We start from the raw sequence: 23693 nt of genomic DNA on the forward strand, positions 1-23693 counted from the left end.
TACTGGGCGCCGGCTTCGGCTTGCATGAGTCCGGCGAAGGAGAGTCGGCGGCGCCGACCCTCCTCAAGCGCGGAAGCGGGCGGTACTTCGTCCTGAGAACCCACGACCGGCAGCCGCCCTGTCACCTGCCGATCGGGGGGATGCCCAGGGAGACGAGTTCCTCGTCTAGGGTGCGGATGTGTTTGTTCGTCGCCCATGGTTGGAGGCGGGCGCGGGTTTGGCGGACGGTGTCGGTGAGACGGCCAGAGCTGTGGCCTACGGTGATCCGGGCCGCCTGGCGGATCTTCTCGGTCGCGGCCGGTATCTCTCGCTTGACGATGAGGGCGTCGGCGTACTCCAGTAGGGTTCTGCCGCGCGCGGGTTTACGCATCCTCGCTGCCAAGGCCCGTTCGGCCGTGCGGATCGCATCGTCCGGACGTCCCCAGGCGATCATGCAGGCCGCCGTGTGCCTCTCGACGCCCGCTGCCGTCCACCAGTAGAGATACGAGGGGTCGGCTTCGTTTCTCGGTCGTTCGGCCAGATGGCGCGACTGGACCAGCGCGTTTTCGCTGTCGCGAGCATTGCCGTTCGCGGCGAGGATTCGCGCGAGGTCCACGGCGTGTACCGATCGGAGCAGGGTGCTCGGGCTTTGTCGCGCCCAACCTTGTGCGGCGTAGATGTGGTCGAGAGCTTCGCCGGTTCGGCTCTGGAATCGCGACATGTTGGCGAGGCAGGTGTGGAGGTAGGCGATGAGGGTGGGGTCGCGGATCTGGTGGGCTGCGGTGAGGCCCTCTTGGTAGCGGTGGCGGGCTCCAGTGTGGTCCAGGAGATCGTGGTGGAGCCAGCCGGCGAGTTGGCTGAGGTCGGCGTAGGCGCGGATGAGGCGGTCGCGCAGGCCGGGGAGCAGGGACTCACGATGGAGCAGGTCGGCGACGAGGGTGCGCTGGCCTTCCACGACGGGCAGGACCTTGGCCGGGCCGAACTCGTCGTCCAGGCGGCGGCAGCGGGCGGTGAGCTTCTCGATCAGTTCCACGGTGGCGGCGTCCACCCGGGTCGAGGAGCGGATCGCGGTGGCGAGCCGGTCCTTCTCCGGCGGGGACAGGTGGCGTAGCAGCACCAGGGCGGGGGCGCCGCCGAGTGCCAGGGCCAGTTCGAAGAGCAGATCGCGGCGCTTCACGTCGGCCTCCTCGGCTGTGAGGGCACGCAGTAGCGCGGCGCAATCCTGGAAGCCGGGAACCGGGGCCGCCGGGCGTGCCGCTTCCACTTCCTGCTTCATGGTGACATGCCCAGGAACGGAGGCCGGGACGGCAGAGGGCCGCTGGGCGGTATGGGACGAACGGTGGTCGGTGCGATCGATGAGGTCGCGGTCGCGCGCGCTATAGGAGGCGTAGACCTGGTCGCTGACCAGACGACGGGCGGCGGTCCGGTAGACGTGCGCGAACAGGGCGATGGTGCGGGCTGTCGGGCGCATGCCGCGCTGCGGCCAGTGCTCGAACTCGTACAGCCGTGACTCGCGCAGCGCGGCGGTGCCCGCCGGGTCGAGGTCGTTGTACCGCGCGGCGGCCTCGGCGGCGGTCAGCCCGTAGGCGTAGCGGTACAGGCGCAGCGGGCTGACGTCCTGACAGACCAAGAACACGTCGGCGATCTGGTCGAAGGTGTAGCCCATGGCGCGCAGCGCCTCGCCTACGGACGGCGGGGTGGGCCGGGTGGCCCGGAAAGAAACAGCCCGAGCGGGGCGAGGCCCATTCTGGCGGACGGGGTGGGCCGTTTGGCGCATGGAGTGGGGGTTCGGGCGATGGGTGGGCTCGTAGGGGTGGGATGCGCGGGTAGGCTGCGGCGGCGTGGAACCGCTGCTGGCCGTCCCGGTGCTTCTTGTGCTCGTCGTGGTGCCGGCGGTGGTGCTGTGGCGGGTGCTGCGCGGCCGGCGCGAGCTCGGCACCAGCCCCGCCGAGCGCGCCACCTTCGAGACCCTGCACACCGCGTCCCTGGCCGCCCCGCCGCTGCGCGCCGGGCTGACCGCCGCCGGGGCGCTCAAGGCGTCCCGCTATCTGCGCGAGCTGCTCGGCTCGCCCGCCATCGCCATCACCAACGGCGAGGAGCTGCTGGTCTACGACGGCGCGGGGGAGCACCACGCCAAGAACGCCTTCGCGCACGCCGCCGCGACCCTGCGCGACGGCCGCATCCAGGTGCTCGGCCCCGACGTCGTCTGGTGCCTGTCGCCTGAGTGCCCGGTGCGGTACGCCGTCGTCGTCCCGCTCACCACCGACGACCGGGTGGTCGGCTCGCTGGCGGCCTACGGCGACCATGCCAGCGCCGGGCTGGTCAGGGCGACCGGGGAGGTCGCCGCCTGGGTGGACTCCCAGCTTGAGCTGGCCGAGCTCGACCGCTCGCGCACGCTGCTCATGGAGGCCGAGGTGCGGGCGCTGCGCGCGCAGATCTCCCCGCACTTCATCTACAACTCCCTGACCACCATCGCCTCGTTCGTGCGCACCGACCCCGAACGGGCCAGGGAGCTGCTGCTGGACTTCGCCGACTTCACCCGCTACTCCTTCCGCAGGCACGGCGAGTTCACCACGCTGGCCGAGGAACTGCGCTCCATCGACCGCTACCTCACCCTTGAGCGGGCCCGTTTCGGCGACCAGCTCCGCGTCACGCTGCGCATCGCGCCGGAGGTGCTGCCCGTGGCCGTGCCGTTCCTGTGCCTGCAGCCCCTGGTGGAGAACGCGCTGCGGCACGGGCTCGAAAGCAAGGACGGCGTCGGGCGCATCGCCATCACCGCCGAGGACGCCGGGGCCGAGTGCCTGATCAGCGTGGAGGACGACGGCATCGGCATGGACCCCGAGCGGCTGCGGCGCATACTGTCCGGCGACCCCGACGAGCGGTCGGGGACGGGCGGCGTCGGGCTGGCCAACGTCGACGAGCGGCTGCGCCAGGTGTACGGCGACGAGTACGGCCTGGTCGTCGAGACCGCCGTGGGGGCCGGGGCCAAGGTGAGCGTCCGCCTGCCCAAATACCGGCCGGGCGTCTCCGTATAGTTATCAGCCCTCCGCCCCTGAGCCGTTGACTTCCCCTGTCCGATTCACCACTCTCTAGGAGGATGAGGAGCAAGCCTCACCAGGTCGGCCCCCGGTTCCGCGGCCCCTGGGCGAGACGGGTCGGGTGGCGGTGAAGTGACGGGTCTGCGCGTTCTGGCGGTGGACGACGAGCAGCCGGCGCTGGAGGACCTGGCCTACCTGCTGCGCGCCGACCCCCGCATCGGCGAGGTCGCGATGGCGCGCGACGGCGCCTCCGCCCTGAAGATGCTCGACCGGGCCATGGCCGACGGCCGGCCGGTCGAGGCGGTCTTCCTGGACATTCGCATGCGCGGCCTGGACGGCGTCGTGCTCGGCCGCCTGCTGGCCCAGTTCGCCCGGCCGCCCCGGGTCGTGTTCGTCACCGCCTACGAAGAGCACGCGGTGGACGCCTTCGAGATCAAGGCCGAGGACTACCTGCTCAAACCGGTCCGCCCCGAGCGGCTCGCCGAGGCCATCCGCAGGGTCTGCGCCAGCGTCCCGGGCGGCCCGGGAGCCGCGGACGAGGCGGGTCGTCCGGCGTCCGACGGCGACACCATCCCGGTCGAGCTGGCCGGGGTCACCCGCTTCGTCGCCAGCACCGACGTCCGCTACGTCGAGGCCCAGGGCGACTACGCGCGCCTGCACACCGCCACCGGCAGCCACCTGGTGCGCATCCCGCTGGCGGCGCTGGAGGAGCGCTGGGCCGGCGCCGGGTTCATCCGCGTGCACCGCAGCCACCTGGTCGCGGTCAAGCACATCGACGAACTGCACATCGACTCCGGCCGCTGCATGGTGCGCATCGGCGACACCGAGATCCCGGTCAGCCGCCGCCACACCCGCGAGCTCCGCGACCTGCTCGTCCGCCGCGCCAGGAAGGGCCGCGCCGAGTGAACGCGGACGACGCCGCCGGGCCCGTCCGGGGGGAGCGCCACCCGCGCGACGCCCGTGCCGAGAAGGCCGCGCGCGGCGACGGGCCGGACGGCGGGCGGCGGCGTAACGCGCCGAAGGCACCCGACCGTCCCCGCCGCGAGGTGGTCACCAGCCCGCGCACGACCGCCGCCCGCCGGCCCCGCCACCCGGTCACCGTGGAGATCGACGAGCAGACCAGCCTCGGCGAGGTCTACATGCGCTCGCTGGTGCGCACCCAGTTGCGGCTGGCGCTGTTCGTCTGCACGGTGCTGTCCTGCGTGATCGGCGGTCTTCCGCTGGTGTTCCTGCTGGCCCCGGGCCTGCGCGAGGTGCGCCTGCTCGGGCTGCCGCTGCCGTGGCTGGTGCTCGCCGGGCTCATCTACCCGGCGTTCGTCGCCGGGGCGTGGCTGTACGTGCGCCAGGCGGAGCGCAACGAGCGTCACTTCGCCGACCTGGTCGAACGCCAGTGACCGGGCGGCGGTGGTGAACGCCGGGCTCGGCGTGGCGGCGGTGGTCGTGGTCCTGGTGGCGACCGTCCTCATCGGCGCCTTCGGGCTTCGCCTGTCGCGCACCACCTCCGACTTCTACGTCGCCTCACGCACCGTCTCGCCCCTGTGGAACGCCTCGGCGATCGGCGGGGAGTACCTCTCGGCGGCGTCCTTCCTCGGCATCGCCGGGCTGATCCTCGCCTACGGGGCCGACATGCTGTGGCTGCCGGTCGGCTGGACCGGCGGCTACCTGGTGCTGCTCGTCCTTGTGTCGGCGCCGCTGCGCCGGTCGGGCGCCTACACGCTGCCCGACTTCGCCGAGGCCCGGCTGGAGTCGATGGCCGTGCGCCGCATGGCGAGCGTCCTTGTGGTGCTGATCGGCTGGCTGTACCTGATGCCGCAGTTCCAGAGCGCGGGCCTGGTCCTGCGCACGATCACCGGCGGGCCGGCCTGGGTGGGCGGCCTGCTCGTGGCCGTCGTCGTCGCGGTCAACGTGCTGTCCGGCGGCATGCGCTCGATCACCTTCGTCCAGGCGTTCCAGTACTGGCTGAAACTGACCGCCCTGGCCCTGCCGGTGTTCTTCCTGCTGTTCGCCTGGTACGGGCACGACAGGCCGGCGCCGTACGGCGACGCGCCGCCGGCCTTCACCGAGCCGGTCACCGTCGCCGTCGGCGTCGACGTCACCATCAGCGTGGAACGGCCGGTCGAGGTCACGGCGAAGGGCCGCGTCGACGGCCGCGTCCGGCACGGAGAGCGGATCACCCTGGCGCGCGGCCCGCACACGGTCACCGCCGACACCACGCTCGGGTTCCCCGCGGGCGCGCCCGTGCCGCACGCCGAGAACGTGCCCGTCCTCACCGACCACGAGTGGGCGCTGCCGCTGCACGGCCGCGAGCACCCTCTGTACGCGACCTACTCGCTCATCCTGGCGACCTTCCTCGGCACCATGGGCCTGCCGCACGTCCTGGTGCGGTTCTACACCAACCCCGACGGGCGGGCCGCCCGGCGCACGACCCTGGTCGTACTGAGCCTGCTCGGGGCGTTCTACCTGCTGCCAGCCATCTACGGCATGCTCGGCCGCCTGTACACCCCCGAACTGCTGATGACCGGCCGCACCGACGCCGTCGTGCTCACCCTGCCCGGCCGCCTGGTCGGCGGCACGGCCGGCGAGCTGCTTGGCGCGTTGGTCACCGCCGGGGCGTTCGCCGCGTTCCTGTCGACTTCCTCCGGTCTCGCCGTGTCGGTGGCCGGCGTCATCGGGCAGGACATCCTGCGCGGGGGAGTGCCGTCGTTCCGGGCCGCGACGCTGCTGGCGGTGGCGGTGCCGTTCGGGCTCGCGACCGCCGCGCGCTCCCTGGCAGTCGCCGACGTGGTGGGCCTGGCGTTCGCGGTGGCGGCGTCCTCCTTCTGCCCGCTGCTCGTGCTCGGCATCTGGTGGCGGCGGCTGAGCGCCGCGGGGGCGATGTCCGGCCTGCTCATCGGAGGCGGCCTGGCCAGCGCCGCCGTGATCGCGGTCATCACCGGCGGACCGTACACCGGCTGGACGGGGGCGCTGCTCGCCCAGCCGGCGGCCTGGACGGTGCCGATCTCGTTCGTCGTGATGATCGTCGTCTCGCTCCTCACTCCGCGGAGCGTCCCGCGCGGGGTGGCCCGCACGATGGTCCGGCTGCACACGCCCGAGACGCTCAACGTCAACCGCGGCGACTGGCGGCCCCGCTCCACCTGAGCCGGCCTCGGTTCACCTGAGACGGCTGCGCGCCACTTGAAACGGCCCCGCTCCGACTGAGACGACGGCCCCGCTTCACCCTGAGACGGTCCGCCGCACCTGCGACGGCTCGGTCGCGGTGAGAAAGGGCGGTGACCATTCGTCGCAGGGATCGGGCCTTTGGGCGCAGGAGCGTGCCAGATGAGCGATCCTTCGGGTCGGCTTGGCGACCGCCTCGCCCGTACCTCTGCGCAGCGGCCGGTGTCCCCTTCTACGGTATGGCGTGATTCAGATCACAACGTGGGAGGTCGCGTGACCACTCGACAAGACGAGTCGTCCGAATACGAACAGGTACAGGCCAGTACCGACTTCCAGGAGCTGCGCCGGCGCTTCCGCAACTGGGTGTTCCCGGTGACCCTCGGCTTCCTTGCCTGGTATCTGCTCTACGTGGTCCTGTCCGGCTGGGCGCGCGGGTTCATGGGCACCAAGGTCTTCGGGAACGTCAACATCGCGCTGATCTTCGGCATTCTGCAGTTCGTGTCGACGTTCCTGATCGCGTGGGCGTACGCCCGGCATGCCGACAAGAAGCTCGACCCGTTGTCCGGCAAGCTGCGCGCTGAGATGGAGTCCGCGTCCAATGAGTGACCACGCACTATCGATCACATTGTTCGTCCTGTTCGTCGCCGCGACGCTCGGCATCACGTTCTGGGCGAGCCGCAACACCAAGACCGCCACCGACTACTACGCGGGCGGTCGGTCGTTCAGCGGAGTGCAGAACGGCCTGGCCATCGGCGGCGACTACATGTCCGCCGCCTCCTTCCTCGGCATCGCGGGCATCATCGCGCTGTCGGGGTACGACGGGTTCCTGTACTCGATCGGGTTCCTCGTCGCGTGGCTGGTGGCGCTGCTGCTCGTCGCCGAGCTGATGCGCAACTCCGGCAAGTTCACGATGGCCGACGTGCTGGCCTTCCGGATGAGCCCGCGCCCGGTGCGCACGGCCGCCGGCGTGTCGACGATCACGGTCAGCATCTTCTACCTGCTCGCCCAGATGGTCGGCGCGGGCGCGCTGGTCGGCCTGCTGTTCGGCATCACCTCGGACGCCGGCAAGATCGGCACGATCGTGATCGTCGGCCTGCTGATGATCATCTACGTGGTCGTCGGCGGCATGAAGGGCACCACCTGGGTGCAGATCGTCAAGGCCGTGCTGCTGATGACGGGCGCCGCCCTGGTGACGCTGCTGGTGCTCGGCCACTTCGGGTTCAACCTGTCGAGCCTGCTCGGCACCGCCGCCGGCCAGAGCGGCAAGGGCGACGCGTTCCTCAACCCGGGCCTGAAGTACGGCGTCGAGGCCAAGGGCCTGGTCGGCAAGCTCGACCTGATCAGCCTCGGGCTCGCGCTGGTGCTCGGCACCGCGGGCCTGCCGCACATCCTGATCCGCTTCTACACCGTGCCGACCGCCAGGGACGCCCGCAAGTCGGTCCTGTGGGGCATCGGCATCATCGGCGTGTTCTACCTGCTCACCCTCGTGCTCGGCTTCGGCGCGGCCGCGCTGGTCGGCAGCAAGGCCATCGCCGACCAGAACAAGGCGGGCAACACGGCGGCTCCCCAGCTCGCGCAGAAGGTCGGCCAGCTGATCTTCGGCGACGTCGGCGGCACGATCCTGCTGGCGATCATCGCCGCGGTGGCGTTCGCGACGATCCTCGCCGTGGTGGCGGGCCTTACGCTGGCGTCCTCCTCCAGCTTCGCCCACGACCTGTACGCGCACGTCTTCAAGCGGGGCACCGCCACGGAGGATCAGGAGATCAAGGTCGCCCGCATCGCCGCGTTCGCCATCGGCGCGGTGTCGATCGTCCTCAGCATCTTCGCGCAGAACCTGAACGTGGCGTTCCTCGTCGCACTGGCGTTCGCGGTCGCCGCCTCGGGCAACCTGCCGGCGATCCTGTACAGCCTGTTCTGGAAGCGGTTCAACACCGCCGGCGCGGTGTCGGCCATCTACGGCGGCCTCGCCTCCGCCGTGCTCCTGGTGATCTTCTCGCCGGTGGTGTCCGGCACGCCGACGGCGCTGTTCCCCGACGCCGCCTTCAACTGGTTCCCGCTGGACAACCCCGGCCTGGTCTCGATCCCGATCGGCTTCCTCGCCGGTTACATCGGGACGGTGCTCAGCAAGGAGTACAACGCGGGCAAGTACGCCGAGATCGAGGTGCGGTCGCTCACCGGCGCCGGCGCCGAGAAGGCGACCGGCCACTGATAACCCTCCGGGGAGCGCCTCCGGACGTCTCCCCGGAGAGCGCTGGGGACGTCCTCCCTCAGCCGCCCGGCCGCGGGTCCACCCCCCCCTCGGATCCCGGCCGGGCCCTGCGAGCGTCCCCCCACGTCACGCACACCCGGCCGCTACCGCCGACCGGCCGCCCGCCTCAGGGGATGACCGTCACCGGGTGCTGTACCACGCCGTCGAAGTGGTAGCCCAGCATGTTGAACCGGGCCCGCGCGGGCTGGGTGGCCCCGGTCTCGTCGACCGCTCTGGCCATCAGGACGTACGCCCCGGGCCGCCTCGGCGCCCAGGCCAGGTGCCAGGGAGCCCACGCCCGCGCCAGCCGGGGGCCTCGGGTCTCGGCGGGCGTCCAACTGAGGCCGCCGTCCACGCTGACCTCGACCCGGACGATGTGCCCGCCGCCCGACCACGAGCGGCCGTGCAGGATGTGCTGCCGCCCGGCCCGCAGCGTGGCACCCCACGGCAGCTCGAAGGCGCTCTTGACCCCCTGCGGGCCCAGCGGGGCGCCGCCGGTGGGATGCCCGGGTCCGAACATCCGGTAGAAGCGGGTGGTCCACGGCGACGACAGGGGAGCGGTGGAGACCTCGATGTCGCCGAGCCACTTGATCGAGGCGACGCCGCTCCAGCCGGGCACCACCAGGCGGGCGGGGAACCCGTGGTCGGGCGGCAGCGGCCTGCCGTTCATCTCGTAGGCCACCAGAACGTCCGACAGCGCCTTGCCGATGGGCAGCGGCCGGCGCACGTGCCCGTGGTCGACGCCGTCCTCGACGTACACCGGGTCGAGGCCGCGCGGCATGACGTCGACGGCGTCGGCGCTCACCCCGGCCAGGTCCAGCAGCGTCGCCAGCGGCACGCCCCGCCAGCGCGCGACGCCGATGGCGCCGAGCCGCCACGGGATGCCGGACATGCGCTGGTCCTGCTGGACGTCGAAGAACGCCCGCCCGTTGCCGGCGCACTCGATGGCGACGTCGGCGGTCGCCGAGGGCAGCGCCAGCAGGTCCTCGTACGTCAGGTCGCGCGGGCGGCGCAGCCCGTTCCCGTGCAGGCGCAGCCGCCAGGCGCGGGCGTCGATGAGCGGGGTGGAGGTGTGGTTGCGGACGAAGAAGCGGTCGGTGGGGGTGTGGTAGCCCTGGCCGCGCATGGACTCCCAGCGCATCTCGGCGCCGGTGTCGTAGGTGATGAACAAATCGGGCGGCAGCGGCTTGACGATGGTGGCGGGCGCCACCTCGGGCGCCACCTCGGGCGGGGCCGTCGCGGGGGCGGAGGCCGGGCTCAGGGGCGCCTGAGCGGAGGTCCCGGCGGACGCCGGGCGCATCGGGGGAACGAGCCCGGCGCCTGTCCTGGGTCTCGGCCCGGGTCTGGTCCTCGTGGCTTCGCCGGTCCGGTCATCGAGTTCCATGGGGCAACCCCCGTCCGGTCAAACTTATACCAATTCCCTACCAAGAAACCATGTTATATGCCTAGTCTACTCCGCCCGCCCCTCCAGCGGGAGCCCTTCACCCTGAGAGCCCTTCACCCGGCCCCCATGGGGGATCCCGGCCGCGCGGGAGTCGCGGCCCTTCAGGAAACGCCGGCGTTCAGCGGCGGCCGAGGAAGTCCAGCAGGCGGTCCAGCGGCCAGGTGTTGATGACGTCGTCGCCGGTCAGCCACGCCCGCTGCGCGATGCCGACGCCGAACCGCAGGTTGTCCATGTGCGGCACGGCGTGCGCGTCGCTGTCGATGGAGAACCGCACCCCGTGGTGACGCGCCAGCCGCACCAGGTCGGACGGCAGGTCGGCCCGGTCGGGATAGGCGTCGATCTCCAGAGCCGTCCCCGTGCGCGCCGCCGCCGCGAAGACGGTCTCCCAGTCGGCGTCCACCGGAGCGCGCTTGCCGATCTTGCGGGTGGTGGGATGGCCGATGACGTGCACGTGCGGGTTCTCGCAGGCGGCGACGAACCGGCGGGTCATCTCCTCGCGCGACTGGGTGAAGTGCGAATGTACCGAGGCGACACAGATGTCGAACCCTTCCAGCACCTCGGCCGGCCAGTCGACGGTGCCGTCCGGCGCGATGTTCAGCTCGGTGCCGTGCAGCAGGCGCATGCCCGGATACTCGTCCTGGAGCCGGCGCAGCCGCCCGCGCTGCTCCAGCATCTTGTCCAGCGTCATGCGCTGCATGAACAGGTTCGGCGCGTGGTCGGTCACCGCGTAGTACGCGTACCCGCGCCCGGCCGCGGCCCCGACCATCTCCTCCAGGGTCGCGATGCCGTCGGTGAGGTCGGTGTGGGTGTGCAGGTCGCCCTTGAGGTCCTCCAGCGTGACGAGCTCGGGCAGCGCGCCGCGCAGGGCCGCCTCGACCTCGCCGCCGTCCTCGCGCAGCGGCGGAGGCACCCACTGCATGCCGAGGGCCGCGTAGACGTCCTCCTCGGTCTCGCCGGCGATCACCCTCTCGCCCTCGAACAGGCCGTACTCCGACAGCTTCCAGCCGCGCTTCACGCACATCTCGCGCAGCCGCACGTTGTGCTCCTTGGAGCCGGTGAAGTACTGCATCGCCGCGCCCCACGACTCGGCCGGCACCAGGCGCAGGTCAACCTGGACGCCCTGCGCGGTGCGCACCGAGGTCTTCAGCGCGCCGCTCGCGATGACCTCCGTCACGTACGGCTGCGCCTTGAAGCCGGCCATCAGCGACTCGGGGCCGACGGCCAGGATGTCGATGTCGCCCACGGTCTCCTTCATCCGGCGCAGCGACCCGGCGTAGGAGATCTTCTCGGCGGCCGACAGCGAGGCGATGACCCGTTCGGCCAGGTCCATCGCGACGCCGATGTGCACCCGCTCACCCGCCCGCTGGAGCTGCTCGATGCCCTTGAGCAGGTTCTCCTCGGTCTTCGCGCCGAACCCGCGCAGGCCCGCGAGTCTGCCCTCGCCGATCGCCTCCGCCAGCGACTCGGGGGAGTCGATGCCCAGCTCGCGGTAGAGGAACACCGCCTTCTTCGGCCCGAGCGAGGCGATGCGCGTCAGCGCGCGCACCCCCTCGGGCACCTCCACGCGCAGGGCGTCGAGCTGGCGGAAACTGCCCCGCTGCAGGAACTCCTCGACCTTCTTGGCGATCGCCTCGCCGACGCCGGGCACCTCGCGGACGTTCACCCGCGAGATGTCGGCGGGATGGCCGGCGATCGCCTTGGCGGCCTTCTGGTAGCTGCGCACCCGGAAGGCGTCGCCGCCGGTCATCGCGAAGAGATCGGCATACTCCTCAAGCGCCGCCGCAGCGTCGTCGTTCGCCCGCCCCATGGGGGCCAGCTTACGGACCCCGGCCCCCCTTCCGCCTCCCAGGGGCCGTCAGTGGATCACCGGGCGGGTGACGTACGGCTCGGCGAGGTAGGCGAGTTCCTTGTCGGTCAGCGCCAGTTCCACCGCGGCGATGGCGTCGTCCACGTGGTGGTTCTTGGTCGCGCCGACGATGGGGGCGCTCACGCCGGGCTGGGCGAGCAGCCATGCCAGCGCCACCTGGGCCGGGGGGACGTCCCGCGCGGTGGCCGTCTCGGCGACCCGGGCCAGTACGGCGGCGTCGCCGGGGCCGCCGTACAGCTGCTCGATGCGCCCGTCGACGCCCGAGCGGGTCGTCCGCTCCTGGCGCGCGTCCGCCCGTGCCAGCAGCCCCCGGGCCAGAGGGCTCCACGGGATCAGCCCGACGCCCTGGTCCAGGCACAGCGGGATCATTTCCCGCTCTTCCTCACGATAGAGAAGGTTGTAGTGGTTCTGCATCGATGCGAACTTCGTCCAGCCGTGCGTCTCCGCGACGTGCTGCGCCTTGGCGAACTGCCAGGCGAACATGCTGGAGGCGCCGATGTAGCGCACCTTGCCGGCGCGGACGACGTCGTGCAGCGCCTCCATGGTCTCCTCGATCGGAGTGTGGTCGTCCCACCGGTGGATCTGGTACAGGTCGACGTAGTCGGTGCCGAGGCGCCGCAGCGACGCATCGATGCCGTCCATGATGTGCTTGCGCGACAGCCCGCCGTCGTTGGCGGCCTCGCTCATCGGGAAGAACACCTTGGTGGCCAGCACGTAGTCCTCGCGGCGGGGGAAGATCTTGCGCAGCAGGCTGCCGGTGACCTCCTCGCTGGCGCCGGAGGAGTAGACGTCGGCGGTGTCGAAGAACGTCACGCCCGCCTCCGCGGCCCTGCGCACGAGCGGCTCGGCGTGCTCCTCGTCGAGCACCCAGTCCTGCCATCTGGCGGGGTCGCCATAGCTCATCATGCCAAGACAGATGCGCGAAACCTTCATCCCGGTCGAGCCGAGCCTGACGTAGTCCATTCTGTGCCTCCTTTTGTCACATCTCATCACGAAACGCCTTCGCCCCTCGCTCGCGCCGGTTCTCCGCGCCGCCGTGGCCGCCGCATGCGGGTCTCCTGGCGGCGGCGCAGGAGGGTGCGACGCTGAGGGCGGGTGAGCGGGCGATCGCTACCATGGCGTGGTGATCGTGCCGGGAGAAGGCAGGAGGGCGCCATGGTGAGCGAAAGCGAACCCACCGCGGGAGGGCACGGGCGTGTACCGTCGCCCGCGACCCCGGCGCCCGCCGAGTCCGCCGAGCCCGCCGTGTCCGTCACATCCGTCACATCCGCCACGTCGGCCGAGTCCGCCGCGTCCCCTGCATCCCCTGCATCCCGTGCGTCTTCAGTGTCCTCCGGTTTCGGGCTGGGGCTGCATCACGTCCAGCTCGCGCTGCCGCCGGGGGAGGAGGAGGCGTGCCGGCGGTTCTACGTGGACGTGCTCGGCATGACGGAGGTGGCCAAGCCGCCGGAGCTCGCCGCCCGGGGCGGGCTGTGGGTGCGCGCGGACGCGCTGGAGATCCACCTCGGCGTCGAGCAGGACTTCCGCCCGGCGCGCAAGGCCCACCCCGGCATCCTGGTCGCCGACCTGGACGCCCTCGCCGAACGGCTGACCGCCCGCGGCGTCCAGATCACCTGGGACGACGCCTTCCCCGGCCACCGCCGCTTCTACGCCGCCGACTGCCACCAGAACCGACTGGAATTCCTCGGCCCCCGCGAGGACTTCTGACCCGCGAACCCTGCCACGCCGGGCGGAACACCGTCTTACAGGGCGTCGTGGGTCGTCTCAGAGGGTGGGGTGGATCTCGCCTACTGGGCGGCCGCCGCCGAGGACGGGGACGGTGGTGAAGGACTCGGCTCCGGTGATGTCGGCGCCGAGTTCCGCCAGGGCGGCCAGGGCGATGGCCGAGGTCGCGCGCGGGCCGCCGTCGATCACCTTGACGGCCACCGCGTGCCCGTCAGGGGTGGCGGCCACCAGCACGCCCTCCGCGCCGCCCTTGACGACGCTGCCCGGCAGCGCCCGCATCAGCTCGGTGTTGACGTGCCCGGTCCCCCCGACGAATTCGGGGAACGCGCGCATGGCGTCGGCCACCGCGCGCTCAGGGGTGTCCTTCGGGGCGACGGCGAGCGCCCGCACCGCGCGTGCCAGGCCGGTGAGGGACAGCGCGAACAGCGGGGCGCCGCAGCCGTCCACCGCCGTGTGCGGGCTCTTCTCGCCGGACAGCCGCTGGACGGCCGACTTCACCCGCCGCTGCAGGGGATGGGAGGCGGTCAGGTAGGAGGCGGTGTCCCAGCCGGCGGCGGCGCAGGCCATCAGCATCGCCGCGTGCTTGCCCGAGCAGTTCATGCGCACCCGGGCGCGGTCCTCGCCGGCTCTGACCATGGCGTGCCGGGTGGCCTCGTCCTCCGGCCAGTCGGGCGGGCAGCCGAGCGCCGAGGCGTCGAGACCGGCCTCCGCCAGCATCGTGTGGACGAGGCGGGCGTGGAAGTCCTCGCCCGTGTGGCTGCCGGCGGCGATCGCCAGGCGCGACCCGTACAGAGCCGCGCCGGAGTCCAGGCACGCCAGCGCCTGGAAGGGCTTGGCCGAGGAGCGGGGCAGCATCGGCTCGTCGGCGGCGCCGCGCGCGAACGCCAGGGTCCCGTCAGGGGCCAGGGCGGCGACGCTGCCGAAATGGACGCTCTCCGTGAAGCCGGACCTGACGACCTCCGCCAGACGCGCGTACATGCGGGTGCCTTTCTGAAGATGGAGCAGGGATGCGGGGGGCGGACGGTCAGGCGTGGAGGGCGGCCTCCGGGGCCGCGGGCGGCGCCGGCCGGTCGGCCGCGGCGGCGCGGCGGGCGGCGCCGGCCTGGCGTGCCTCCAGCGTGCGGGCCAGCTTGGACAGCGACGCGTTCACGACCAGGTACACCAGCGCCACGACGATGTAGGTCTGGATCAGCAGGTGGTTGTAGTTGGCCAGGACCTTGCCGCTGTACAGCAGTTCGGCGTAGCTGACGACGAAGCCCAGCGAGGTGTCCTTGAGCAGTCCCACCGACTGGCTGACGATGGACGGCAGCACCCGCCGGGCGGCCTGGGGCAGCACGATGAGGCGCATGGTCTGCCCGCGCGTCAGCCCGACGGACAGGCCCGCCTCGCTCTGGCCGCGCGCGACCGACAGGATGCCGGCCCGGAAGATCTCGGCGAACGCCGCCGCGTTGGACACCGACAGCGGGACGACGAGCTTCCAGAACAGCGGAAGGTCCAGCCCGTACTTCGGCAGCGCGAACAGCACCACGTAGACCAGCAGCAGCGCCGGGATCGTCCGGACGACCTCGACGTAGGCGCCCGCCGCCCACCGCGCCGGGCGGCGCGGCGACACCCGGCCGAGCGCGAGCAGCAGCCCGCCGGCCATGGCCAGCGCGGCGGAGACCACGGCCGCAAGGACGGTCGACCACAGTCCGCCGAGCAGGTAGCGCCACATGGGCCAGGTGGCGTACGGCTGCCAGCGTGCCGCGTCGAGTTGCCCGTTGGCGGCGAACTGGCGGACGGCCAGCGCGCCCAGCGCCAGAAGCGCGAGCGCGGTGACGACGGTGGCGACGCGGGTGCGCCGCCGGGCGCGCGGCCCCGGCTCGTCGAACAGCAGGCGGGCGCCGCTCACCGGTGCACCGCCAGCCTGCGCTCCAGCACGCCGGTGACGAATCCGACCAGCGACGACAACAGCATGTACGCCACTCCGGCCCCCACGAAGATCGGTATCGGCTGGGCCTCGATCAGGTTGACCCGGTTGGCGGCGGCGGTCAGCTCCACCACGCCGACGGCCGCCGCCAGCGAGGTGTTCATCGTGAGCATGATGAAGATGTTGCCGAGCGGCTGGACGACCGTGCCGAGCGCCTGGGGGAGCACCACGTGGCGCAGCGACCCGGCGAAGCCCAGCCCGAGCGCCCTGGCCGCCTCGCCCTGCCCGGCGGGCACCGCGTTGATCCCCGACCGCAGCGCCTCGGCGATGTACGCGGCCTGGTAGAGGGAGATCACCACCACGGCCGTGGTGAACAGCCCGGCCTGGACGCCGATCTCCGGCAGCCCGAAGACTGCCAGGATCAGCAGCACCAGCAGCGGGATGTTCTGGAGCGTCTCAACGTAGACCGTCCCCGCCGCGCGTAGCACCGGGACCGGGCTGACGCGCGCGGTGGCGACGAGCACCCCGGCGACGGACGCGCCCGCGAACGCCAGCAGCGTGAGCTGCAGGGTGACGAGCAGACCGTCCCACAGCGCCGGGAGGTTGCCGGACAGGGCGTCCATCGACCAGGGCCGCCTAGGAGCCGGGGACCGAGCCGATGGCGGGCGGCGCCGGCGCCTCGCCCTGCACGACCGTGCCGATGGAGTTCTTCCACGCCTGCTGCCACAGGCCGGCGTCCTGGATCTTCTTCAGCCAGTCGTTGACGAACTTCTTCATCTGGTCGTCGCCGTGCTTGAGGCCGATGCCGTACGGGTCGGTCGTGAACGGCTCGCCGACGACCTGCACTTCGGGGTCGCTCTTGCCGTCGGCGACCAGCAGCGACTGGTCCTGGACGTAGGCGACGCCGCGGTCCTGCTTGAGGGCCTGGAGGCACTCGGGGTCGCTGCCGAAGGTGACGATCTTCGCGTTCGGGGCGAGCTTCTTGATGGCGGGGATGGCCGGGGTGTTGGCGCCGGCGATGACCGTCTTGCCGTCGAGGTCCTCGGGCTTGGCGATGCCGGTGGTGCCCTTCTTCACCGCGATCGCCAGGCCGGAGGTGTAGTACGGCCCGGCGAAGGCGACCTGCTCGGCCCGCTCAGGGGTGATCGTGTAGGTCTGGAAGACCACGTCCACGGTGCCGTTGGACAGCAGCGCCTCGCGGGTCTCCGACGCCGAGTTGACGATCTTGACGCTCGGCTTGCCGATGATGTACTTGGCGAGCATCTTGCCCAGGTCGGCGTCGAAGCCCTCGACCTGGCCGGTCACCGGGTTCTGCTGCGAGAGCAGCGGCGCGTCCAGCGACCCGCCGACGAGCAGCTCGCCGCGCTGCTTGATCTTGTCCATCGTGGAGCCGGCCGGAATTTCGGCGGCCGTCGCGACCGGGGCCGAGGCGTAGGGGTCGGCGGCCTGGGTGCCGGAGTCGCCCGCCGGGGCGGGAGGCACGGCGGACGAGCCGTCGCTTCCCGAGCAGGCCGCCATGGCTCCTGCCAGCGTCAACACGGTCATGGCGGCCAGCGCCGCGCGGCGCGGGCGGGAGAGTGCTGGAGCGTTTCCGCGCAGCTCGATCATCACTTACCATCCGACTTCATTCGGAATCGAATTTTGAACGGACGATAGAGGCCGATGTCGGACAAAGTCAATTGATTGCCGCACTAAGTCACACCGTGGTATGCATCTCCTGTGTCAGGCAAAGGGGAGCTACTCCGTCTCGTCGCGCTGGGCCACGCCGCGTCTCGCGCCGACCTCGCCCGGCATTCCGGCCTTGCCCCGTCCAGCGTTTCGCTGCGGGTGGAGGAGCTCATCGACGCCGGCCTGCTCCAGGAGGAGGGCGCCGGGATGTCCACCGGCGGCCGGCGGCCCAGGCGCCTGAAACTCGCCCCCGAGGCCGGGCTGCTCGCCGTCGCCGACCTCGGCAGCCACCACGCCCGGCTCGGCCTGGTCGACCTGGCCGGCACCCCGCTCGCCGTCGTCGAGCACGCCTGCGACATAGGAGCCGGGGCGGCCGCCACCCTCGACTGGCTCACCGCCCGGCTGGAGGAACTGGTCGCGGCCACCGGCGGCGGGCTGCCGGTGCGGGGCGTCGGCGTCGGGGTTCCCGGCCCGGTCGACCCGGTGGACGGCACGGTGATCTCCCCTTCGCGCATGCCCGGCTGGAACGAGTACCCCGTCGGCGCGCACATGGCCGAGCGGTTCGACGTCCCGGTCCTGGTGGAGAACGACGCCAACCTGATGGCCGCCGGCGAGCACCTGGCCTGGCCCGGCTGCCAGAACCTGATGGTGCTCAAGGTGGGCACCGGCATCGGCTGCGGCATCGTCGCCGACGGCCGGCTGCATCGCGGGCGCGGCGCGGCCGGCGACATCAGCCACGTCCGCGTGCGCGCCGACCGCTCGGTGATGTGCTCCTGCGGGCACTCCGACTGCCTGGAGGCCTACGCCAGCGGCGCCGCGCTGATGGCCGCCCTGGCCGAGCAGGGCATCGAGGTGGACCACCCCGCGCGCATCGCCCGGCTCGCGTCCGACGGCGTCCCCCAGGCCACCAACCTCGTGCGCGGCGCCGGGCGGCTCATCGGGGACGTGCTCACCGCCCTGGTGAACTTCTTCAACCCCGACGCGGTGGTGATCGGGGGCAGCCTGTCGGCGGCCGAGCAGCTGATCGCCGCAATCAGGGGCGCGGTCTACGAGCGCTGCCTCCCGCTGGCCACCCGCGACCTGAAGATCGACGTCACCCGCGCCGGGCCGAACGCCGCCATCCTCGGCGCGGGCTCGCTGCTGCGCGACGTGGTGCTCGCGGGCGAGTGGGTCGAGGAGGCCGCCGCCCGGCCCTGACCTCGGCTCAGGGCCCCGGCGCACCGCGGGCGCGCGGGCTCCGGGCCCTGGCGCGCGAGCCGGGGGACGCTAGATCCAGTCCTTCTTGCGGAAGACGACGTAGAGGATCCACGACACCGAGATGATCAGCAGGGTGGACGTCCAGAAGCCGTCCGCGCGGGAGAACCCGGGAAAGGGGATGTTCTGCCCGTAGAAGCCGGTGATCAGCGTGGGCACGGCGATGATCGCCGCCCAGCTCGTCACCCGCTTCATGATGTCGTTCATGCGGTAGCCCTGCAGGTTCAGGTGGGTCTCGTAGACGTTGCCCACCAGCTCGCGCAGCGACTCGGTCCATTCGGAGATCCGCAGCACGTGGTCGTACACGTCCTGGTAGTAGGGCGTCATCTCGGCCCCGACCACGCCGAGGTCGCGCCGCAGCAGGCCGTTGACCACCTCCTGCATCGGCAGCACGACGCGCCGGAACCGCACGGTGGTGCGCCGCAGGTCGAACATGCGCCGCTGTATGCCCCGGTCGTTGCCGGGCCGTTCGGTGAACAGCTCGTCCTCCAGCGCCTCCACCCGGTCGTCCAGGGCCTCGGCGACCTCGAAGTGGCCGTCCACGACGTAGTCCAGCAGGGCGTGCAGCAGGAAGGACACCCCGTGCGCGGCCATACGGGGACCGGCGTCCCAGCGCGCCACGACCGCGTCGATGTCGCACGTGTCGTCCGCGCGCACGGTGACCAGGGCGTTCTCGGTCACGAAGATCGAGAGGCCGGACAGGTGCAGCCCCCTGGCCCCTTTGCCCAGCCGGACGGCGTACAGCGTCAGAAGCAGGTGGGTGTCGTAGACGCTCAGCTTGGGCCGCTGGTGGGGGTGCAGGACGTCGTCGACGGCGAGCTGGTGCAGCCCGAGCTCCTGCCGGACGATGTCGAGCTTCTCGGGCGTGGGGGAGAGCAGGTCGAACCAGACCGTGGCCGAGGGGTCCGCGAGATGCTCGGAGACCTCGGCGTAGGGAAAACCCTCTGCCACGAGGACACCGTTGCGGTACAGGCGGGTGCGCACCATGTCCGCCACACTAGACCCGCGTGCCGGTCAGGACCGGCGCAGGCCCGCCCGCAGCGCGATCACCACGAGGGCGAGCCCGGCGAGGATCTGCCCGCCGAGCACGATGCGGTTGACGTCGAGGGCCGGCTCCCAGGACAGCTCGCCGTTCCTGATGACGTACGCGCCGACCGGGCGGGCGATCGCGCCTCCGCCCCCTCCCGTGCCGCCGGTCACCTGGCCCTTCACATCACCGCGCCCGAAACCGCCGCCGGCGCGCACCGAGACGGCCGGGATGACGGTGACCCCGTCCTTCTCGTAGGGCTGTCCGTACACCCGCTGCGCCCCGGAAAGGTGCTCGAAGAACTCCCGCAGTTCCATGCCCGCCTCCGTGATCGTGATGCTCTGGGGTCATCATGCCGCAGTACGCCGAGCCCGGACCCGGTCCTGTCGGTCCGTCCGGATAGAAAGGGACCTGTGAACGAGCACGAGAACGCCGGCGGCGTCCGCCCAGTGCCCGAAGCGCTCGGGGACGACGCCTTCGCCCGCGCGTACGAGATCCGCAGGCCGGGGCCGGACGACGCGCCGGCCGTCTACCAGGTGGTGTCGGCCTGCGACACCGAGGTCCTGGGTCATCCCGACATGACCCCCGACGACGTCGCCGACGTGCTGGCCGACCCCGCGATGGACCTCGCCCGCGACGCCTGGCTGGTCCACCGGCGCGGCGGCGACGGCGGCGACGGCGGCCCGGTGGGCTGGGCGTACGCCGTCCGCCAAGGGGAGGGCGGCGCCGTCGAGATCGAGGTCTGCTCCCGCGACTCGAGGGTGACGGCCTGGCTGTGGGACACCGTCCTCGGGCGGGCCAGGCAGATCGCCGCCGCACACGGCGGGGACGGCCGGGCGGTGGCGGAGGTCGCGGTCTACCGGGAGGACGAGGCCAAGCGGGCCCTGGCCGCCGCCCACGGCTTCACGCCCGCGACGAGCTTCCACCGGCTGCGCGCCGACCACACCGGGGCCGACCCGGGATCCCTGCCCGGCGTGACCGTCCGCCCGGCGGCCGGCTCCGAGGAGCTGATGCGCGCGGCGCACCGCATCCACCAGGAGGGTTTCGCGGGGCATTTCGGGTTCGTCCCCAAGCGGTACGACCGGTGGAAGCACGACTTCGAGGCCTCCGCCACCCACGACTGGTCCCAGCTCCTGCTGGCAGAGGTGGACGGCGCGCCGGCGGCGATGCTGCTCGGGTCCGACATGTTCGCCGCCGACGAGAACTGCGGGTACGTGCGCATCCTGTCGGTGCTCCCCGAGTTCCGCGGCCGGGGGCTCGGCCGCCTGCTGCTCAAGCACGCCTTCGCCCACGACGCGCGCCGGGGGAGGGTCGGCACCTACCTCCACGTGGACGCGGGCAACACCACCCCGGCGCTCGACCTGTACCTCTCGGCCGGCATGCGCCCCGTCCTGGCCATCGACGTCTGGCGCCGCCCTCTGTAGCGGCTCAGCCGCGCTGCCGTGTACCGCAGCCCCTGGCGAGGGTTCAGGGCCGCCCGTCCGGTTCGCCTTGATCCCGTAGGGAGACGTCAGCTTGCCGTGCAGGTGACGGGCGTCGGACCCGTGACAGTGCCGCCGGACCAGCCGATCGGGAATCGCACCGTCACCACATTGCCCGGCGGCAGTAGGCCGTTCTGGGTGTAGGTCACCGTGGATCCCGGCACGTGGTAGCCGTTCAACTGCAGGTAGGTCAGCCCGTTGGGGACCTGGAAGACGACGGTCCACGTGGTGATGGGCAACGTACCCGTGTTGCGCACCGTCAGTTCGCCGAAGGGGGCCGCCGTCATCTGGAGAAAGAACTTGACCGTCGCTTCGCAGGAGCGTGTACCCGACGGCGACGGGCTGGGTGTCGGCGACGGCGAGGGACTGGGCGTTGGCGAGGGGCTGGGTGACGGCGAGGGGCTGGGTGTCGGTGTCGGTGTCGGTGAGGGGCTGGGCGTCGGCGAGGGGCACGGTGAAGGACTGGGCGATGGGGAGACGCTGGGAGACGCCGACGGGCTCGGTGTCGGAGTCGGTGTCGGTGAGGGGCTGGGCGTTGGTGAGGGGCTAGGTGAAGGGGTGGGCGAGGGAGAGACGCTGGGGGACGCTGACGGGCTCGGTGTGGGTGTGGGGGTGGGTGTCGGTGTCGGTGTGGGTGTCGGTGTCGGGCTGGGCGAGGGGGAGACGCACGGCGAGGAGTCGCCCGGCGACGAGGGCGACGGGCTGGCCGATGGGGAGCCCCCCGGGCCGGATGGTGAGGGCGACGGGCCGGATGGGCCGACGGGCGGGATCCGGATGATCATGTCGTCGCTGGGGCCCGGCGTCCCCCTGCCGTCGCGGTTGCTCGTCGCCACCCAGAGCCAGCCGTCCGGACCGACCGCCACGGTGCGCAGCCGGCCCAGCATTCCTTGCAACACGGCCACCGGAGTGCCCACCTTGTCGCCGCCGCTGACCGGCACCGCCCACAGACGCTTGCCGGCGAGGGCCGCGGCGAACAGAGTGCCGTTGGCGTACGCCAGGCCGCTGGGGGACGCGTCGCTGTCGTTCCAGGTCACCAGGGGGTTCGCGTAGGCCGTGAGGCCGCACATGCCCTCGCAGGCGGGCCAGCCGTAGTTGTGCCCCGGCCGGATGTAGTTGATCTCGTCTGTGGAGTTCTGACCGAATTCCGTGGCGTACAGCAGGCCGGCCGCGTCCCAGGCGAGCCCCTGAACATTGCTGTGGCCGTAGCTGTAGACCGGTGAGCCGGAGTACGGGTTGTCCGCGGGAACCGCGCCGTCGCGGGTGATGCGCAGGATCTTGCCGCCGAGGTTCGAGCTCTGGGCGTTCCCGGGGTAGCCCGCGTCGCCCGTGGCCACGTACAGCATGCCGTCTGGGCCGAACGCGATGCGCCCGCCGTTGCGGAACTGGCCCCGGGGCATGCCGGGGAGGATCACCTGCTGGGTGTACGGAGCGCTGAGCCGGAACCGGACCACCCGGTTGTCGGAGGCGGAGCTGATGTACGCGTAGACCCACTGGTCCTGCGCGAACGTGGGGGAGAGGGCGATGCCGAGCAGGCCCCCGTCACCTGCGGGATACGTGTTCGGAACCGTGGCCACCTGTACGGGCGCATACCCGGGACGCACCCGCGCGATGGTCGCGGTGTCACGTTCGGAGACGAGGGCGCTGCCGTCGGGGAGGAAGGCCATGCCCCAGGGCACCCGCAGCCCCCAACTGGCGATCTGTGCCCGGCTGAAGTCGAACCCGCCCGTCCCCGCGCCCGCGGCGGCCGGCCGGGTCACGACGAGCGCCGTGGCGGCGATCATGGCGCAAAGGACGATGGAGAGTGCCGAGTACAGGTGCTTGGGCATCACACACGCTCCGAGGAGGGACGGAGGCTACCGGCTCCTCCCATCGAAAGCGCCGGCCGTGCCCGGGGCAATCATCGGGCGGGCACCCGCTCGCCGAGCTGCGCATACGCCGCCGGCCGCGCCCCGGGACGCGAAACTTTCACCACCCGGCACGAGGCGCCGCAGACCGGCGGGCGTCCTCCGGCTCGACCCGCCGATGGTCAGCTGCGCAGGTAGGAGGCGCCGTTGAGGTCGATGATGGCGCCGCTCGCCCACTCGGCCGACGGCGAGGCCAGGTACAGCACGGCCGCGGCGATCTCCTCGGGCCGGGCCACCCGGCCGAACGGGCTCTGACCGCGGATCGCGTCGCCGCGGGGGGCCTTCAGGTGCTCGTTGATCATGTCGGTCTCGACGAAGCCGGGCGCGACCGTCCCCACGGTGATGCCGTGCGGGGCGAGCGCGACGGCGAGCGACTGGCCGAGCGCGTTCATGCCCGCCTTGCTCGCCGCGTACGCCGGAGCCTGCGGCTCGCCGCGGAAGGCGCCCCGCGAGGACACGTTGACGACGCGCCCCCCGGACGGCATGTGCGGCACGGCGCACCAGGTGGCGTTGGCCGCGCCCAGCAGGTTGATCGACAGCGTGCGCCGCCAGGCCTCCTGCCACTCCTCGTAGGAGACCTCGGTGAGCGGGTGGTGGAAGTAGACGCCGGCGTTGTTGACCAGCACGTCGATGCCGCCCAGCCCGTCCGCGGCCTCGTCCACCATGCGCCGCACCTGCTCGGGGTCGGCGATGTCGGCCTGGACGACGAGGTGCCCGTCGCCCGGCAGCTCGGCCCGCGTCCGCTCGGCCTGATCGGCCGAATCCCGGTGGTGGACGGCGAGGCGGTCCCCCTCACCCGCGAGCGCCACCGCCACCGCCCGCCCGATCCCCCGCGACCCCCCGGTGACCAGAACCCCTCTACCACTCACCCACAGCACGCTAGCAACCCACGCGCGCCGCCTCACGGCCGGGCGGGCGGCCGCGTCCCGCGTCTCCCGCCGGGGGGCGCCCCGGCGGGGTGGCGGTTCGTCCGGCGCGGCGTGCCACGGCAGT

Annotated in this window: 21 protein-coding genes; 9 read left to right on the forward strand and 12 right to left on the reverse strand. The window is 72.0% G+C overall.

Features of this window, described 5'->3' with window-relative positions; all coding sequences use genetic code 11:
* Positions 1-121: 121 nt before the first annotated feature.
* Complete coding sequence (locus ACZ6QO_RS02615; protein ID WP_465846932.1) at positions 122-1645, reverse strand: hypothetical protein; 1524 nt, start codon at positions 1643-1645, stop codon at positions 122-124.
* A gap of 175 nt (positions 1646-1820) precedes the next feature.
* Between ACZ6QO_RS02615 and ACZ6QO_RS02620 the strand changes: the two genes are divergently transcribed.
* The 6 genes from ACZ6QO_RS02620 to ACZ6QO_RS02645 all read left to right on the forward strand — a co-directional run bounded on the left by ACZ6QO_RS02620 (position 1821) and on the right by ACZ6QO_RS02645 (position 8382).
* The gene (locus tag ACZ6QO_RS02620) at positions 1821-3014 is read left to right on the forward strand and encodes a sensor histidine kinase (protein WP_465846934.1); all 1194 of its coding nucleotides are present in this window, start codon (positions 1821-1823) and stop codon (positions 3012-3014) included.
* A 135-nt stretch (positions 3015-3149) separates the two neighbouring features.
* Entirely contained in the window at positions 3150-3923 is a 774-nt protein-coding gene (locus ACZ6QO_RS02625) for a LytR/AlgR family response regulator transcription factor (protein ID WP_465846936.1), read from the forward strand.
* Positions 3920-4411, forward strand: a complete 492-nt coding sequence (locus tag ACZ6QO_RS02630) for a hypothetical protein (RefSeq protein ID WP_465846937.1) — start codon at positions 3920-3922, stop codon at positions 4409-4411. Before ACZ6QO_RS02625 ends, ACZ6QO_RS02630 begins: the two co-directional genes overlap by 4 nt.
* A 13-nt stretch (positions 4412-4424) precedes the next feature.
* Complete coding sequence (locus tag ACZ6QO_RS02635) at positions 4425-6155, forward strand: sodium/solute symporter (protein ID WP_465846939.1); 1731 nt, start codon at positions 4425-4427, stop codon at positions 6153-6155.
* Between the two features lie 291 nt (positions 6156-6446).
* Complete coding sequence (locus ACZ6QO_RS02640; protein WP_465846940.1) at positions 6447-6779, forward strand: DUF485 domain-containing protein; 333 nt, start codon at positions 6447-6449, stop codon at positions 6777-6779.
* Complete coding sequence (locus tag ACZ6QO_RS02645; RefSeq protein WP_465846942.1) at positions 6772-8382, forward strand: solute symporter family protein; 1611 nt, start codon at positions 6772-6774, stop codon at positions 8380-8382. Before ACZ6QO_RS02640 ends, ACZ6QO_RS02645 begins: the two co-directional genes overlap by 8 nt.
* Positions 8383-8548: 166 nt before the next feature.
* On the opposite strand, the gene ACZ6QO_RS02650 is transcribed toward ACZ6QO_RS02645, so the two are convergent.
* The 3 genes from ACZ6QO_RS02650 to ACZ6QO_RS02660 form a co-directional block, all read right to left on the reverse strand.
* Complete coding sequence (locus ACZ6QO_RS02650; protein WP_465846944.1) at positions 8549-9721, reverse strand: sulfite oxidase; 1173 nt, start codon at positions 9719-9721, stop codon at positions 8549-8551.
* Between the two features lie 262 nt (positions 9722-9983).
* On the reverse strand, positions 9984-11672 hold the full coding sequence (polX, locus tag ACZ6QO_RS02655; RefSeq protein ID WP_465846945.1) for a DNA polymerase/3'-5' exonuclease PolX: 1689 nt from the start codon (positions 11670-11672) through the stop codon (positions 9984-9986).
* 48 nt (positions 11673-11720) lie between these two features.
* On the reverse strand, positions 11721-12695 hold the full coding sequence (locus ACZ6QO_RS02660; protein WP_465846947.1) for an aldo/keto reductase: 975 nt from the start codon (positions 12693-12695) through the stop codon (positions 11721-11723).
* 363 nt (positions 12696-13058) lie between these two features.
* Between ACZ6QO_RS02660 and ACZ6QO_RS02665 the strand changes: the two genes are divergently transcribed.
* Positions 13059-13439, forward strand: a complete 381-nt coding sequence (locus tag ACZ6QO_RS02665) for a VOC family protein (RefSeq protein WP_465846949.1) — start codon at positions 13059-13061, stop codon at positions 13437-13439.
* A gap of 57 nt (positions 13440-13496) precedes the next feature.
* Here ACZ6QO_RS02665 and ACZ6QO_RS02670 read toward each other — a convergent pair whose 3' ends face one another.
* Genes ACZ6QO_RS02670 through ACZ6QO_RS02685 form a run of 4 tightly spaced genes read right to left on the reverse strand, consistent with a single transcriptional unit; the run spans position 13497 to position 16974 of the window.
* Positions 13497-14435: an asparaginase gene (locus ACZ6QO_RS02670; RefSeq protein ID WP_465846951.1), complete on the reverse strand. Its 939-nt coding sequence runs from the start codon at positions 14433-14435 to the stop codon at positions 13497-13499.
* A 46-nt stretch (positions 14436-14481) separates the two neighbouring features.
* Positions 14482-15348, reverse strand: coding sequence for an amino acid ABC transporter permease (locus tag ACZ6QO_RS02675; RefSeq protein WP_465846953.1), 867 nt, complete (start codon positions 15346-15348; stop codon positions 14482-14484).
* Positions 15345-15989 carry an amino acid ABC transporter permease gene (locus ACZ6QO_RS02680; protein WP_465846954.1) on the reverse strand — a complete coding sequence of 215 codons (645 nt, stop codon included), beginning with the start codon at positions 15987-15989 and terminating at the stop codon, positions 15345-15347. Before ACZ6QO_RS02680 ends, ACZ6QO_RS02675 begins: the two co-directional genes overlap by 4 nt.
* A gap of 13 nt (positions 15990-16002) precedes the next feature.
* The gene (locus tag ACZ6QO_RS02685; RefSeq protein ID WP_465846955.1) at positions 16003-16974 is read right to left on the reverse strand and encodes a glutamate ABC transporter substrate-binding protein; all 972 of its coding nucleotides are present in this window, start codon (positions 16972-16974) and stop codon (positions 16003-16005) included.
* 111 nt (positions 16975-17085) lie between these two features.
* On the opposite strand from ACZ6QO_RS02685, the gene ACZ6QO_RS02690 reads away from it, so the two are divergent.
* A complete protein-coding gene (locus tag ACZ6QO_RS02690; protein WP_465846957.1) occupies positions 17086-18231 on the forward strand; it encodes an ROK family transcriptional regulator in 1146 nt (381 codons plus the stop codon).
* 69 nt (positions 18232-18300) lie between these two features.
* Here ACZ6QO_RS02690 and ACZ6QO_RS02695 read toward each other — a convergent pair whose 3' ends face one another.
* Both ACZ6QO_RS02695 and ACZ6QO_RS02700 read right to left on the reverse strand, forming a co-directional pair.
* On the reverse strand, positions 18301-19275 hold the full coding sequence (locus tag ACZ6QO_RS02695) for a magnesium transporter CorA family protein (protein ID WP_465846958.1): 975 nt from the start codon (positions 19273-19275) through the stop codon (positions 18301-18303).
* 27 nt (positions 19276-19302) lie between these two features.
* Entirely contained in the window at positions 19303-19632 is a 330-nt protein-coding gene (locus tag ACZ6QO_RS02700; protein ID WP_465846960.1) for a spore germination protein GerW family protein, read from the reverse strand.
* A 96-nt stretch (positions 19633-19728) separates the two neighbouring features.
* Between ACZ6QO_RS02700 and ACZ6QO_RS02705 the strand changes: the two genes are divergently transcribed.
* Entirely contained in the window at positions 19729-20739 is a 1011-nt protein-coding gene (locus ACZ6QO_RS02705) for a GNAT family N-acetyltransferase (RefSeq protein ID WP_465846962.1), read from the forward strand.
* An 86-nt stretch (positions 20740-20825) separates the two neighbouring features.
* On the opposite strand, the gene ACZ6QO_RS02710 is transcribed toward ACZ6QO_RS02705, so the two are convergent.
* On the reverse strand, positions 20826-22622 hold the full coding sequence (locus ACZ6QO_RS02710) for a PQQ-dependent sugar dehydrogenase (protein WP_465846964.1): 1797 nt from the start codon (positions 22620-22622) through the stop codon (positions 20826-20828).
* Positions 22623-22822: 200 nt separating this feature from the next.
* On the reverse strand, positions 22823-23569 hold the full coding sequence (locus ACZ6QO_RS02715; RefSeq protein ID WP_465846965.1) for an SDR family NAD(P)-dependent oxidoreductase: 747 nt from the start codon (positions 23567-23569) through the stop codon (positions 22823-22825).
* Positions 23570-23693: the final 124 nt, after the last annotated feature.

It is taken from the genome of Sphaerisporangium sp. NPDC049457 (assembly GCF_055586705.1).

Bases quoted from the DNA above. Each gene is read 5' to 3' on its own strand.
- ACZ6QO_RS02615 (WP_465846932.1), bottom strand. From the start codon at position 1,645: ATGGGCTACACCTTCGACCAGATCGCCGACGTGTTCTTGGTCTGTCAG.
- ACZ6QO_RS02645 (WP_465846942.1), top strand. From the start codon at position 6,772: ATGAGTGACCACGCACTATCGATCACATTGTTCGTCCTGTTCGTCGCC.
- ACZ6QO_RS02650 (WP_465846944.1), bottom strand. From the start codon at position 9,721: ATGCGCCCGGCGTCCGCCGGGACCTCCGCTCAGGCGCCCCTGAGCCCG.
- polX (WP_465846945.1), bottom strand. From the start codon at position 11,672: ATGGGGCGGGCGAACGACGACGCTGCGGCGGCGCTTGAGGAGTATGCC.
- ACZ6QO_RS02660 (WP_465846947.1), bottom strand. From the start codon at position 12,695: ATGGACTACGTCAGGCTCGGCTCGACCGGGATGAAGGTTTCGCGCATC.
- ACZ6QO_RS02670 (WP_465846951.1), bottom strand. From the start codon at position 14,435: ATGTACGCGCGTCTGGCGGAGGTCGTCAGGTCCGGCTTCACGGAGAGC.
- ACZ6QO_RS02680 (WP_465846954.1), bottom strand. From the start codon at position 15,989: ATGGACGCCCTGTCCGGCAACCTCCCGGCGCTGTGGGACGGTCTGCTC.
- ACZ6QO_RS02685 (WP_465846955.1), bottom strand. From the start codon at position 16,974: ATGATCGAGCTGCGCGGAAACGCTCCAGCACTCTCCCGCCCGCGCCGC.
- ACZ6QO_RS02695 (WP_465846958.1), bottom strand. From the start codon at position 19,275: ATGGTGCGCACCCGCCTGTACCGCAACGGTGTCCTCGTGGCAGAGGGT.
- ACZ6QO_RS02700 (WP_465846960.1), bottom strand. From the start codon at position 19,632: ATGGAACTGCGGGAGTTCTTCGAGCACCTTTCCGGGGCGCAGCGGGTG.
- ACZ6QO_RS02710 (WP_465846964.1), bottom strand. From the start codon at position 22,622: ATGCCCAAGCACCTGTACTCGGCACTCTCCATCGTCCTTTGCGCCATG.